Here is a 13407-nt window from a genome sequence, read left to right as displayed (position 1 = left end):
CTTAAATAAAGTACGGTTAATCAGGTAGATACAAACATTCAACCCAGTTATGCCTGAATTATTCTCTATTGGGAGTAGCTCAGGCTTACGTGCTCACCAAAAAGATGTTAAAATTGACAAATATCAATTACGGCTTGAGCAGACCTATGATCCCGGAAAAGCGAATTATACGGCGCATTCAGTCTGGCGGTTGTGCTATCCATTGCCAGGATTGCAGCATCAGCCAGCTTTGCATCCCGTTCACACTTAACGAGCATGAGCTTGACCAGCTCGATAACATCATCGAGCGCAAAAAGCCTATCCAAAAGGGGCAGACGCTCTTTAAAGCAGGTGATGAACTTAAATCACTCTATGCTATCCGCTCCGGAACGATTAAAAGCTATACCATTACCGAGCAAGGCGATGAGCAAATCACCGGTTTCCATCTGGCAGGTGACCTGGTAGGTTTTGACGCGATTGGCAGCGGTCATCACCCGAGCTTTGCCCAGGCTCTGGAAACCTCAATGGTATGTGAGATTCCTTTCGAAACTCTGGATGACCTGTCCGGCAAAATGCCGAATCTGCGTCAACAGATGATGCGTCTGATGAGTGGCGAAATCAAAGGCGACCAGGACATGATCCTGCTGTTGTCGAAGAAAAACGCTGAAGAGCGCCTGGCGGCCTTTATTTACAATTTGTCCCGCCGCTTCGCCCAACGTGGATTCTCGCCTCGTGAATTCCGTCTGACCATGACTCGTGGCGACATCGGTAACTACCTCGGTCTGACGGTTGAAACTATTAGCCGCCTGCTGGGGCGTTTCCAGAAAAGCGGTATGCTGGCGGTAAAAGGCAAATACATCACTATTGAGAATAGCGATGCGCTGGCAGTTCTTGCTGGCCACACGCGTAACGTTGCATAATCGTTCTGCAAGTATCTCTGTTATCCTTCTGTCAAATCACTAAATTTTCCCGATTTATTGATCTGGCAGGAGGTTCTCCCCTGTTTCAATCCACATTATTGGGTTACTCTTTTAATTACAAACTGCGATGACAGTTGTAAGGAGACCCTGTATGGCTATGTATAAAAATATGCTGGTCGTCATCGACCCGAACCAGGACGATCAACCAGCATTACGGCGAGCTGTTTATTTGCATCAACGGATTGGTGGCAAAATTAAAGCCTTTTTGCCGATCTATGACTTTTCCTATGAGATGACTACCCTGCTGTCGCCCGATGAGCGTACGGCAATGCGTCAGGGTGTCATCAGCCAGCGAACAGCGTGGATTCGTGAACAAGCGAAATACTACATCGAAGCAGGGATCCCTATTGAGATCAAAGTGGTCTGGCACAACCGCCCCTTTGAAGCCATCATCCAGGAAGTCATCAGCGCCAGGCATGACCTGGTGCTAAAAATGGCGCACCAACACGACCGTCTGGAAGCCGTAATTTTCACCCCGACCGACTGGCATTTATTGCGTAAATGCCCAAGCCCGGTGTGGATGGTTAAAGACCAGCCGTGGCCTGAAGGCGGTAAAGCGCTGGTTGCGGTGAACCTCGCCAGTGAAGAGGCCTATCACAACGCGCTTAATGAAAAACTGGTCAAAGAAACGCTGCAACTGGCGGAACAGGTTAACCATACCGAAGTGCATCTGGTTGGCGCCTACCCTGTTACCCCCATAAACATTGCGATTGAGCTCCCTGAATTTGATCCCAGCGTATATAACGATGCAATCCGTGGACAGCATCTGCTGGCAATGAAGGCATTACGCCAGAAATTCAGTATCGATGAGAAAGTAACGCACGTTGAAAAAGGATTGCCTGAAGAGGTTATTCCTGATTTAGCCGAACACTTACAGGCGGGCATCGTGGTCCTGGGTACCGTCGGACGTACCGGTATCTCTGCTGCATTCCTCGGTAATACTGCTGAGCAGGTTATCGATCATCTACGCTGTGACCTGCTGGTTATCAAGCCGGATCAGTATCAGACGCCAGTTGAACTGGATGACGACGAAGACGACTAACCACACCATACAATGCCGGATGGATATTCATCCGGCATGACAAACACTTAGTGTTTCTCGTCGCCACCAAGAAAATAGATGCCCAGCGGAATGGCCAGCAGAATGGTAAACACCATGCTGTAGACACAAATCATTGCAGATTGAATGGCATACATTGAGGCGGTCCAGTCGGATAGCGGAATGTCATACTGTTCAATAACGCCGCCGATCGTCGCTCGCGTGACTACCGACGCTGCGATAATAAACACTCCAAGCAGGCACAACAAAAACTTTCGTCCCTTCGCTGTCTTCAGCTTAGCCATGATCATAGTACTGTCCTTTTGCAGATGAAAATCTTGTTACTTCGCGCTAACAATACCATGACATCAGCTTACTGTCTGCTACATAACGCCCCTTCATCAGTGACGCCTGCGTGATTGCGCTGAAAATAGCGCTGATTGCATTATTTCTCTCGCCCTTTGATTAATGATCTGAGCGCCAAAACTGCGTAAAATATCCGATGAGCGGGATGTCAGATGATATTTAGCAACCACGGAGCTGCCAGGAAGGATCATGATCGCTGAACTGTTTATGAATAATGCGTTTAATTTGACGGTAATTCTCAGTTGCTTTACCGCACTGGTGCTGATGAGCGTTTGGTTTCACCGTGGTGAAAGACGTTGCAAAGGGTTCATATTTCATGCGGCACAATTTTTCGTCTATGCCATTATCATTGGAACCTTCGGCAGTATTGCCAATAACGTGATCGAGAGTTACGACCTGAAATTTATCTCTCCCAGCGTAGTCGATTTTATCTGCACCTCGTTAATTGCGCTGATTCTGACAATCAAACTTTTTCTGGTGATTAATCAGTTTGAAAAGACGCAGATTAATAAAGGCAGAGATATTACCAGCGCGAGGATCCTGTCGCGGATCATTAAGATTACCATCGTGGTCGCCATCATTTTGCTGTATGGCGAACATTTCGGCATGAGCTTATCGGGTCTGCTAACCTTTGGCGGCATCGGTGGTATCGCTGTAGGTATGGCAGGTAAAGACATTCTGAGCAATTTTTTCTCCGGCATTATGCTCTATTTCGACAGACCGTTTAGCATCGGTGACTGGATCCGTTCCCCGGACCGTAATATTGAAGGCACAGTGACAGAAATTGGCTGGCGAATGACCAAAATAAACACCTTCGATCATCGCCCCTTGTACGTCCCAAACTCGATTTTCTCCTCAATCAGCGTAGAAAATCCAGGGCGTATGACCAACAGAAGAATCAAAACGGTGATCGGATTGCGATATGAAGATGCCGATAAAATTGGGGCAGTTGTCGAGGCGGTCAGACAAATGCTGCAAAATCATCCGGGGATAGACCAGAAACAAACTCTACTGGTCTATTTCAATGAATTTGCTGATTCATCGTTAAATATCATGGTGTACTGCTTCACGAAAACTACCGTATGGCAGGAATGGCTTGCGGTACAACAGGACGTTTATTTGAAAATTATTTCGATAGTCCAGACAAACGGCGCCGACTTCGCCTTCCCCAGCCAGACGCTGTATATGGATAATCCTGAAGTATCGCCATCGACACACTAACAAACGTAAAGACGCGGAAATCCGCGTCTTTTTTAGCGTTATTTCAGCGAGGCAATATCAATCACAAAGCGGTATTTCACATCGCTTTTCAACATCCGCTGCCAGGCGCTATTAATATCCTGAATATTGATCACTTCGACATCGGCTGTAATACCATGCTGGCCGCAAAAATCTAACATTTCCTGCGTTTCTGCAATCCCACCAATAACCGAACCCGCGACGGATTTCCGCCCGAGAATCAGTGGAACCGTATTCAGGAACGGATCCAATGCGCCCAGATAGCCAACCAGCACCAGCGTACCGCTTAGCGCCAACGTTGGGATATAGGGATTCAGGTCGTGGACATACGGGACAGTATCAATAATCAGATCAAACTGATTACCGGCGGCCTTCATCTGCTCAGGGTCAGTGGAAAGCACAACGTGACTGGCACCCAGACGTCTGGCATCTGCTTCTTTATCTGGCGAACGCGTGAACAGCGTAACTTCAGCCCCCAATGCGTTAGCGAGTTTGATGGCCATATGCCCGAGGCCGCCCAACCCAACAACCGCGACTTTACTGCCCTCTCCAACCTGCCAGTGACGCAGCGGCGACCATGTGGTGATCCCGGCACAAAGCAGCGGCGCGGCGCCGCGTAAATCTATCCCTTCTGGAACCTTCACAACAAACTTTTCGGTAACGACAATCTTGTCGGAATAGCCCCCGAAGGTAGGCAGGCCATCATGACGATCGATATCGTTATACGTGAGCGTGTTACCCTCTTCGCAATATTGCTCTAGCCCCTGTTCGCAGGCGCTACAGTGCTGGCATGAGTCAACCATGCAGCCAACCCCGGCGAGATCGCCTACGGCAAATTTGGTCACCGACTTCCCGACATGCACCACACGGCCAATGATTTCGTGTCCCGGCACCATCGGATACTTAGCCCCGCCCCAGTCATTATAGGCATTGTGGATATCTGAGTGACAAACACCGCTGTATAAGATATCAATCACCACGTCATCTTCGCGCGGATCGCGACGAACAAAGCTGTGTGGAACCAGATCTTCTTTCACCGCCAGAGCGGCATAACCCTTCACGTTCATGACCATTAAGATTTCCTCAGGGATTAGGTATTACCTTAACCGCGACATTCATCAACAACCGCGCGGGCATTAGTTGCTATCTCACTACCACAATGCTGTTCGAGTATTGCAATAAATTCAATGAGTTGGTCAGTGGTAATGCCGATATTCAGACAGATAGCAAAATGGCTCTTCAGTTGACTGTCCACACCGCCTAATACCGCTAACGCAGAAATCGTCGCCAGCTCCCGCATCTTCCAGTTGAGGACATCACGCTGAAAAATATCGCCAAATAAATGTGCCTTTAGCCAGACATCAATAGCAGGCGCAAAATCGAACAGCGGCCCACTGACCGGATGTCCGACGAGCTGGGTCTGGGTGCAACTCCCCGCCAGGAAACTGTCCCAGCCCTCCGTCGGCGGCGTGGCCGGATTTCCCTCTGGGTCGGTAATTCCTCTTTCTCTACGGTTTTTAACCACGGACATTAAACAAGCAAGTCCGTTCAGGCTGCGGGGGAAACCGCAGTAAGCATAGAGCTGTTGCAGAATTTCCTTCGCTTCATTGAGGGTGAGTCCCGCATCCAGCCCGGCATTTAATGCTGCATCCAGTTTTTCACTCTGACCTGTAGCGGTGAACGCGGCAATAGGTATGATTGCCTGCTGTCTGGCATCCAGTTGATGTTGCATGTTTGATTCTCCAAAATAACGCCAGCGTACTGCCGGTGGGTACTGAAACAGTAAAATTATAGAGACCCAACGCACCGATGATTAGAGGGTTAAATAAGAACGAACCTATGAACAATATTCATCAATAATCAGCCACCGATGCCATTTATCAGCAGGGAAATTTGTACACCTTTAGGCGACAATCTCAATGAAATTACCATCAGGATCTCGTATTACCGCTTCGTAATAGCCATCACCGGTAGTTCGTGGAGCAGAAATTAAAATCCCCTGTTCCTGAGCGCGTTTCGCGATGGCATCAACTTTTGCCGCGCAGCCGACAGAGAGTGCAAGGTGCACCCATCCGCAGGTGTTATTGTCTGGCTGCCATCTTGTCAGGCCCGGTTTGGTCATTATTTCAATCGCTATCTCATCACCAATACGAACAAAATAAGATTCAAATCCAGGGTTGGTTTGACTACAGTATTTTTCGTTAATCTTGCCGTCAAAGAACGTGACCCAGAAACGCGCTTGCTGCTCGAGATCCTGTGTCCATAAAGCCATATGCGCAATCTTCATCGCGAACCTCTTCTCGTTGTATTCCGAACAGTATGTTCTCAAGAATGTTGACATCGTTAATCATAATGCACGATCATGCGTGATGCTGCTCGATATTTTTATTTAACTGGAGTATTTATGCTCGATTATGCTACTTTCCCGGAACAGCGCCAGGCGCTTATCTATCAGATCTTGCAGGAAAACGGCAGAGTTATTTGTTCCGAGCTCGCCAGTCGGTTAGGCGTTTCTGAACATACGATCCGCCGCGACCTGCATGAGCTGAGTAAAGATGGCGTGTGTAAAAAGGTTTATGGTGGCGCGGTCATTACCCTTCCTGAATCCGAAGACATCGCCGTACGCAAGAGCATTAATATGGCGAAAAAAAGCAGTATCGCGCAGAGGTGCGCCCGGTTGGTCAAATCCGGAAGCTGCATTTTTATCGACACGGGCAGCACAAATTTAGCGATGGCTGAAGCCCTGCCGGCCGAACTGGCATTAACCGTAGTGACCAACTCACCAGAGATTGCCGCCGTTTTGCTGGAAAAACCGCTGTTTGAGGTCATCATGTTGGGCGGCGCGGTGCAGAGATCCTCGGGAGGATGTGTGGGGTCCACCGCTACCGCACAAGTGCAGAACATCTTATTCGATCAGGGTTTTATTGGCGGCTGCGCGATGTCGCCAGAATCCGGCTTAACCGGATTTGATTATGCGGATTGCGAGTTCAAAAAGGCGGTAATCAAACAGTGCAATGAAACTATCGTCGCACTGACGGCGGAAAAGATCCCGGCCGTCGCCCGTTATGTCGTCACCGAAAGCAGCAATATTGATGTGATTGTCGTGGAGGAAAATATCAGCAAAGAGTATGCCACGGCTTTCCAGGCGCATGACATTCGTATTTATACCGTATAGCAGCAGCGAATTTGTTGCGACGTTACTCAACGAAAGCTCACGACGCTAAACGTCGCCCCGGCCGTCAGCGTAGCGATCGCAGACAAACGATCCAGACGAATTTTTTGTTGGTTGTTATGGCATTCCACCAGCAGAAATTCTTCTTTATCTCTGGTGGTGCAGGTGGTCAACGCTCTGGCATCCATACACGTGCCATCGGTTAGCTCAATACGCAACCAATAATGGTACAGGCAGGCGACCTCCAGATAATCATGAAGATCGCAATCTATCGGATGGTATTTTCCCGTCGCATTCATAACGTCCCTTCCTTACAGCTCCGTATGTTCGGGAAATTGCTTATGCCACTTCCCGAACGTACCGGGTTATTTCAGCGCTTCAATGGGGGCGCCAAAATTGATATGCAGCACATTGCCGTCGATCACCAGCGCCGGAACGGACTTCACGCCAGCCAGTTCGGCTTCCGCAACCCGGCCAGGTTGTTCTCCCAGATGAATAACATCGATTGCAACATCAGAGGACAGATGCTGAAGCAGCGCCTGTTCTGCGGAAACGCAAACCGGGCAACCGGCATGATAAAAACGGGCTTTCGTCATGATGGATCTCCTTTTAACTTATAGTATCGACTCGATACTATAAGTCATGCTACGCCACTTTTATGCTTTGTCAATATAGTTTTTAATCGATACTATATGTCGAGGAGGAAGTTGTTATGCACGATATGTCACTTTTCGATGTCCTGGACAGGCTTTCCAGCCTGACACGGATGTGGTTTCGCCAACATCCATTACTGGCGGATCTGCAGCCGGTACAACTCAGCGCGTTAATGTATCTGGCCCGTTGCAACCGTTATTCCAATACGCCGCTTGGCGTAACGGACTACCTCGGTCTCACCAAAGGCACCGTATCGCAATCGCTGAAGCTCCTGGAAAGCAAAGGACTGATTGTTCGCAAGCAGGATGCCCGCGATAAACGCAGCGTACATTTACAGTTAACTGAATCAGCCGGTACGTTACTGGATGCCCTGCTCCCGCCGACGTTTTTAGTGGCAGGTGAAACGGCGATGGGTGAACGCGCGACGGTACTTAAAGAGCTACTATTTGAACTGTTACGTGGGATCCAGCAGACCAACAATGTGCCTGGCTTTGGTCTTTGCCATAGCTGTCGATTCCACCAAAAAACGGGTGGACAGGGATTTTGTAATCTGACGAAAGAGGTGTTAAGTGAAGAGGATTCGTTGCTGATTTGCCGGGAACACCAGCCCCCGGAAACCTAAAATGGCTGGCGGATAATCACACCAGCCATTTTAACGCAGTCAAAAAAGTTGTCCGTTTTACGAGCTCGCGACATTTTCAACACGGTCAGTCGTGGATTTTAACGCCAAGGCAGCCGCGAACGAATTCAGGATTAAAATGCTTCACCGCCTCACCCACATAGCCTAGATCCAGCGCGCTGATTTGCGCCATTTCACTATCCGTGAGTGAGAAATCCCAGATGGCAAAATTCTCTGCAATACGCTCCTGCCGGGTGGATTTAGGAATCACCGTCACGCCGCGCTGCACGTTCCAGCGCAGAACAACCTGAGCAACGGTTTTTTGGTGGGCATCCGCAATCCCCTGAAGCATTTCATCTTCATATGGTTTATGCCTCCCACCGCCTAACGGCGCCCAGGCTTCAGGCTGAACGTTGTAGCGCTTCATCGTTTCAATGGCTACAGGTTGCGCAAAGTAAGGATGCAATTCTACCTGGTTCACCATCGGCTGAATTCTGACGGTTTCACAGAAGTTAGCTAACACATGCGCATAGAAGTTGGAGACGCCAATGGCCTTCAGTTTACCGGCTTCATAAGCCTCTTCCAGAGCGCGCCAGGCGCTGAAATAATCGCCCATGGCCTGATGCAATAAATAAAGATCAAAATATTCCAGGCCCGATTTTTTCAGCGACGCCTCAATACCGGCTTTAGCCATATCGTAGTTGGCCATATCCTGGACCCACAGCTTAGAAGTGATAAATAACTCCTCGCGGGTACACAAACCTTCGGCGATGGCTGCACGAACCGCCTCACCCACGGCATCTTCATTGCTGTATACGGCTGCGGTATCGATGAGGCGGTAACCAGTGCGAATAGCGCTTAAAACTGACTGCTTACACTCTTCCTTATCGGTGACCTTAAAAACGCCAAAACCAACCATCGGCATTCTGCAGTTGTTACTTAGTACTGAGTATTCCACGGCCTAGCCCCTGTCATGTTAAAACACTATTTTAGGCCAGAAACTCCGCCGTGATTACCCAGTCATCTCTGATTTGACCTATGCATGGCATTCATTAATACAGATGAGGTTGTTCTGTTAAAGATGAGGGTAAGAAAGGATAAAGGCTGCGATATCAGCCTTTATGAACGCATCAGGACAGGACTGGCTGGGTGTGGAGCGCGCCCCCGTTGTTTATTCCCAAGGCTGACCGGCAGTGGACCACTCTGTCCATGCCGGTAACCTGGTACATCTCAATCAGTGCTTCACAATATACATTGTGCGGCTGTATGCGACATCTTCAGGGTTAGTAATCGGGTACCCTTTCAGCCACGGTTTAATTAACCGCCCGTTGGTATACTGATAAATTGGTGCAATAGGTGCCTGTTCCATCAGAATTTTCTCTGCCGTATTATAATCCGCATTCCGCGCCTTCTCGGTATTTTCCAACGTAGCCTGAGTTAATACTTTATCGTATGCCGGATTATTAAAGCGGGAGATATTGCCCGTATGGGTCGATGTTAATAACGACAGGAACGTAGAAGGCTCATTGTAGTCCCCCACCCAGGAAGCGCGGATCACATCAAAATTGCCGGTATTACGGCTGTCGATATAGGTTTTCCACTCCTGATTCTGCAGTTTTACGTCAACACCGAGGTTTTTCTTCCACATAGAAGCCACTGCGATAGCAATCTTTTGGTGGTTTTCAGAGGTGTTGTACAGCAGCGTCAGTTTAAGCGGTTTCTGTGGACCATAGCCTGCTGCACGCAGCAGGGTTTTCGCCTGAGCATTCAACTCTTCCTGACTCATTTGCTCAAACGGCGAAGGTTCAGGTACAAATCCTGCCGTAACATCCGGCGTGAAATGCCAGGCGGGCTTCTCGCCGGTACCTAATACTTTCTCCGCCATCAAACGACGATCGATCGTCATACTCAGCGCCAGGCGCACGCGGGAATCGGCAGTCGGTCCCTTCTGGGTATTAAAGGCATAATAGTAAGTGCCAAGCTGAGGCGGGGTATAAACCTGGCCCGGAATATCCTTCAACAGTTTCTGATACATGTTTTTCGGGAAGGATTCCGTGATATCAATATCACCCGCAAGGTAGCGCTTAGTGGCTGCCGATTCCTGATTAATGGGCAGGAAGGTGACTTTTTGCAGAACCGTTTTGCCGTTGTCCCAGTAATGCGTATTCGGTACAACGACCAGTTTTTCATTTACGACGCGATCTTTGAGCACGTAGGCGCCGTTACCAATCAGATTACCCGGTTTGGTCCACTCTTTGCCGCTCTCAACATTGGCTTTTTGTACCGGATAAAATGCAAAACTTGCCGTCAGATTGGCAAACCAGGGGAGCGGTTTATCCAGTTGAACTTTTAATGTACGCGCATCGACCGCGCTAACGCCAAGCTTATCAGGCGCGGCTTTGCCATCGATGATCGCCTGAGCATTGCTAATACCCGCCAGCGCAGCAAACCACGCAAACGGTGATAGTGTTTTGGGATCAACCAGACGCTGCCAGCTGTAGACAAAATCCTGCGCCGTTACCGGTGTACCATCGGACCATTGCGCATTGTCGCGTAGCGTAAACGTCCAGATGCGGTTATCGTTACTTTTCCACTGGGTGGCGACGCCAGGAACAATTTCTCCCTTCTCATTCTGATTGACCAGCCCTTCAAATAAATCACGAATAACCTGAATTTCAGGAAGTCCGACGGCCTTTGCCGGATCAAGCGACGCCGGTTCATCTTTTATATGCCGCACCAGTTCTTGTTTCTCTGCCAGTACCGTTCCGCTGGGAACATCAGCAGCCCAGGATAAGGAAATGCTGCTAACCAACAGCGCACAACAGGTTACTGAAACAGAATGCTGCATAAAATACCCTCAATTCCGGCTACTAAGTGAATGTGTAATTATTTGTATCGCCAGCAGGAAATGCAATTAACTTCCGACAAGAAAGTGATATTACACCTGAAAAGATAAGTGTGTGAAAACGATTTGATTATCCATACATTTTGCACAACACTGCGAGTAACTATTCGAGCATTCAGAGATGACTATGACCGCTACCCGTCCCCGTGCCGAGCGCGGCGCATTTCCGCCAGGAACCGAACATTACGGACGTTCATCGTTAGGCGCACCGCTAATCTGGTTTCCTGCGCTGGCAGCCGATCATGAAAGCGGCCTGATACTGGCAGGTACGCACGGTGACGAAAACTCATCTGTCGTCACCCTTTCCTGCGCATTGCGTACGCTTAACCCTTCCCTGCGTCGTCACCATGTGGTGCTGGCGGTGAACCCCGACGGTTGCCAGCTTGGGCTACGCGCAAATGCGAACGGCGTAGATCTTAACCGTAACTTTCCTGCCGCAAACTGGAAAGAGGGTGAAACGGTATATCGCTGGAACAGTAGCGCAGAAGAACGCGACGTGGTTTTGCTGACCGGCGAGCATCCGGGGTCAGAACCAGAAACCCAGGCGCTGTGTCAGCTTATTCACCGGATTCATCCCGCCTGGGTGGTTTCTTTTCACGATCCGCTGGCCTGTATTGAAGATCCCAGACGCAGCGAGTTAGGCGCATGGCTGGCGCAATCATTTGAATTGCCGCTTGTCACCAGCGTAGGTTACGAAACGCCTGGCTCTTTTGGTAGCTGGTGCGCCGACCTGAACTTGCACTGTATCACCGCCGAATTTCCGCCCATTTCATCCGATGAAGCGAGCGAGAAATACCTGCTGGCCATGTCCAATCTCCTGCGTTGGCACCCTAGAGATGAAGCTGTCCGGTCGTAAAATGCAGGGATGGCTCCGCGTCGCTGGCAAGCCAGGTAGGTCCATCGAGATCGGCAAAACTGACCTGCGGCGTGAGGGGTAACGCCGCGCTAATCGCCCGGGATGTACACAGCATGCAGCCCAGCATCAGCGCAAACCCCTGCTCGCGTGCATCGATGGCCAGCGCCAGCGCTTCGGTCAGGCCCCCTGTTTTATCCAGTTTGATATTGACCATTTCATAGCGCCCGTGCAGCGCTTTCAGGCTGCTGCGGGTGTGGCAACTTTCATCTGCACAGATCGGTAGCGGATGTACAAAATTCTCCAGCGCGGCATCATCCTGCGCCGGGAGCGGTTGTTCCAGCATCGCAACCCCTAAATCAGCCAGAAGCTGACAGCGCGCGGCCAGGCCCTCTGCCCGCCAGGATTCGTTCGCGTCGACAATGATCGTGGCATCAGGAACAGCCGCACGAATGGCAACCATCCGTTCGCTGATTAAACGGGCATCCAGTTTGACTTTCAGCAGTCTCGCCCCATTTTCCCACAGTGCTGCCGCGCTCGCCGCCATCTGTTCGGGCGTTCCAATCACCACCGTTTGCGCTGTCGTCACCACCTCAGCCAGTTCGCAACCCACCAGCTCAGCCAGAGACAACTGCTGTTGTCGCGCATTCAGATCCCACAACGCACAGTCCACCGCGTTACGCGCCGCTCCCGCTGGCAGCAGCTTTTGCAGTTCTTCACGCGTCAGTCCATTTTCCAGTTGTGGCGCAATGCTCATAATTTGCGCCAGCACTGAGGCATCGCTTTCACCGTAGCGCGGATAAGGCGTACACTCTCCGACGCCTGTGACACCATTTTCTTCCACTTCGACCACCACCACATGCGCTTCGGTTCTGCTCCCACGGGCAATAACAAAGGGAGTGTGCAGCGGCCAGGCTTCCTCATATACCTTTACTGTTCTCATTCGTTTTCCTTAGTGCAGTCCCTGAAGCGGATATCCGCAAATAGCGTTTGCCGTGTTAACTGCTGATGGCATAAACTAGCCTCGACGTTAACTATATGTAAACAGGAAGATAACCATGTCACAAACCGTTCATTTCCAGGGCAACCCGGTTGCAGTCGCTGGCTCCATTCCTCAGGCAGGAAGCAAAGCTCAGGCTTTTACCCTTGTGGCTAAAGATCTGTCTGACGTTACGCTGGGCCAGTTCGCCGGCAAGCGCAAAGTGCTGAATATTTTCCCAAGCATCGATACCGGCGTTTGCGCGGCATCGGTACGTAAGTTTAACCAACTGGCGACAGAAATCGACAATACCGTCGTACTGTGCGTTTCGGCCGACCTGCCCTTTGCCCATTCTCGTTTTTGCGGTGCGGAAGGTCTGAGCAACGTTATCACGCTGTCCACCCTGCGCAATGCAGAATTCCTGAAAAACTATGGTGTTGAAATCGCTGAAGGCCCATTAAAAGGGCTGGCCGCGCGCGCCGTGGTGGTTATCGACGAGAATGACAACGTTATTTTCAGCCAACTGGTCAATGAAATTACCAACGAGCCGGATTACACTGCCGCTCTGGACGTACTGAAAGCGTAATAAGTACTTAGCCTTTTATACAACACATTCTCAACC

The 13407-nt window shown here is 50.0% G+C and carries 16 protein-coding genes; 7 read left to right on the top strand and 9 right to left on the bottom strand.

The window, feature by feature from the left end; translation table 11 throughout:
* Nucleotides 1-146: 146 nt before the first annotated feature.
* Both fnr and uspE read left to right on the top strand, forming a co-directional pair.
* The gene (gene fnr, locus FDW97_RS18460; RefSeq protein WP_003020397.1) at nucleotides 147-899 is read left to right on the top strand and encodes a fumarate/nitrate reduction transcriptional regulator Fnr; all 753 of its coding nucleotides are present in this window, start codon (nucleotides 147-149) and stop codon (nucleotides 897-899) included.
* 151 nt (nucleotides 900-1050) lie between these two features.
* Entirely contained in the window at nucleotides 1051-2001 is a 951-nt protein-coding gene (gene uspE, locus FDW97_RS18455; protein WP_038640838.1) for a universal stress protein UspE, read from the top strand.
* A gap of 47 nt (nucleotides 2002-2048) precedes the next feature.
* Here the strand turns inward: uspE and FDW97_RS18450 are convergent, their stop codons facing one another.
* Entirely contained in the window at nucleotides 2049-2309 is a 261-nt protein-coding gene (locus FDW97_RS18450; RefSeq protein WP_038640840.1) for a DUF2534 family protein, read from the bottom strand.
* A gap of 244 nt (nucleotides 2310-2553) precedes the next feature.
* Here FDW97_RS18450 and FDW97_RS18445 point away from each other — a divergent pair, with 244 nt between their 5' ends.
* The gene (locus tag FDW97_RS18445; protein ID WP_087856154.1) at nucleotides 2554-3585 is read left to right on the top strand and encodes a mechanosensitive ion channel family protein; all 1032 of its coding nucleotides are present in this window, start codon (nucleotides 2554-2556) and stop codon (nucleotides 3583-3585) included.
* A gap of 38 nt (nucleotides 3586-3623) precedes the next feature.
* On the opposite strand, the gene FDW97_RS18440 is transcribed toward FDW97_RS18445, so the two are convergent.
* From FDW97_RS18440 to FDW97_RS18430, 3 genes are all read right to left on the bottom strand, one after another.
* Nucleotides 3624-4676 carry an NAD(P)-dependent alcohol dehydrogenase gene (locus FDW97_RS18440; RefSeq protein WP_085048132.1) on the bottom strand — a complete coding sequence of 351 codons (1053 nt, stop codon included), beginning with the start codon at nucleotides 4674-4676 and terminating at the stop codon, nucleotides 3624-3626.
* A 29-nt stretch (nucleotides 4677-4705) separates the two neighbouring features.
* Nucleotides 4706-5386 (bottom strand): carboxymuconolactone decarboxylase family protein, encoded by a 681-nt coding sequence (locus FDW97_RS18435; protein ID WP_256376090.1) that lies wholly within the window; start codon nucleotides 5384-5386, stop codon nucleotides 4706-4708.
* 120 nt (nucleotides 5387-5506) lie between these two features.
* Complete coding sequence (locus FDW97_RS18430; RefSeq protein WP_137351434.1) at nucleotides 5507-5890, bottom strand: VOC family protein; 384 nt, start codon at nucleotides 5888-5890, stop codon at nucleotides 5507-5509.
* 117 nt (nucleotides 5891-6007) lie between these two features.
* Here FDW97_RS18430 and FDW97_RS18425 point away from each other — a divergent pair, with 117 nt between their 5' ends.
* Complete coding sequence (locus tag FDW97_RS18425; protein WP_137351433.1) at nucleotides 6008-6778, top strand: DeoR/GlpR family DNA-binding transcription regulator; 771 nt, start codon at nucleotides 6008-6010, stop codon at nucleotides 6776-6778.
* Between the two features lie 26 nt (nucleotides 6779-6804).
* On the opposite strand, the gene FDW97_RS18420 is transcribed toward FDW97_RS18425, so the two are convergent.
* The gene (locus FDW97_RS18420; protein ID WP_137347870.1) at nucleotides 6805-7074 is read right to left on the bottom strand and encodes a Rho-binding antiterminator; all 270 of its coding nucleotides are present in this window, start codon (nucleotides 7072-7074) and stop codon (nucleotides 6805-6807) included.
* Between the two features lie 66 nt (nucleotides 7075-7140).
* Nucleotides 7141-7371, bottom strand: a complete 231-nt coding sequence (locus tag FDW97_RS18415; protein ID WP_087856150.1) for a glutaredoxin domain-containing protein — start codon at nucleotides 7369-7371, stop codon at nucleotides 7141-7143.
* 116 nt (nucleotides 7372-7487) lie between these two features.
* Between FDW97_RS18415 and FDW97_RS18410 the strand changes: the two genes are divergently transcribed.
* Nucleotides 7488-8051 (top strand): MarR family winged helix-turn-helix transcriptional regulator, encoded by a 564-nt coding sequence (locus FDW97_RS18410; RefSeq protein ID WP_137347868.1) that lies wholly within the window; start codon nucleotides 7488-7490, stop codon nucleotides 8049-8051.
* 85 nt (nucleotides 8052-8136) lie between these two features.
* On the opposite strand, the gene FDW97_RS18405 is transcribed toward FDW97_RS18410, so the two are convergent.
* Nucleotides 8137-9006, bottom strand: coding sequence for an aldo/keto reductase (locus tag FDW97_RS18405; protein WP_087856149.1), 870 nt, complete (start codon nucleotides 9004-9006; stop codon nucleotides 8137-8139).
* Between the two features lie 276 nt (nucleotides 9007-9282).
* On the bottom strand, nucleotides 9283-10896 hold the full coding sequence (gene mppA, locus FDW97_RS18400; RefSeq protein ID WP_038640874.1) for a murein tripeptide ABC transporter substrate-binding protein MppA: 1614 nt from the start codon (nucleotides 10894-10896) through the stop codon (nucleotides 9283-9285).
* 184 nt (nucleotides 10897-11080) lie between these two features.
* Between mppA and mpaA the strand changes: the two genes are divergently transcribed.
* The gene (mpaA, locus tag FDW97_RS18395) at nucleotides 11081-11809 is read left to right on the top strand and encodes a murein tripeptide amidase MpaA (RefSeq protein ID WP_137351432.1); all 729 of its coding nucleotides are present in this window, start codon (nucleotides 11081-11083) and stop codon (nucleotides 11807-11809) included.
* Here the strand turns inward: mpaA and ycjG are convergent.
* The gene (gene ycjG / locus FDW97_RS18390; RefSeq protein WP_137351431.1) at nucleotides 11784-12749 is read right to left on the bottom strand and encodes an L-Ala-D/L-Glu epimerase; all 966 of its coding nucleotides are present in this window, start codon (nucleotides 12747-12749) and stop codon (nucleotides 11784-11786) included. The two genes, mpaA and ycjG, sit on opposite strands and share 26 nt — an antisense overlap.
* 115 nt (nucleotides 12750-12864) lie before the next feature.
* Here ycjG and tpx point away from each other — a divergent pair, with 115 nt between their 5' ends.
* On the top strand, nucleotides 12865-13371 hold the full coding sequence (tpx, locus tag FDW97_RS18385) for a thiol peroxidase (protein ID WP_038640885.1): 507 nt from the start codon (nucleotides 12865-12867) through the stop codon (nucleotides 13369-13371).
* Nucleotides 13372-13407: the final 36 nt, after the last annotated feature.

The sequence above is a fragment of the Citrobacter sp. wls708 genome (genome assembly GCF_005281255.1).
GTDB classification, from domain to species: Bacteria; Pseudomonadota; Gammaproteobacteria; order Enterobacterales; family Enterobacteriaceae; genus Citrobacter; species Citrobacter werkmanii.
This window is presented reverse-complemented; position numbering and strand designations above follow the sequence as displayed.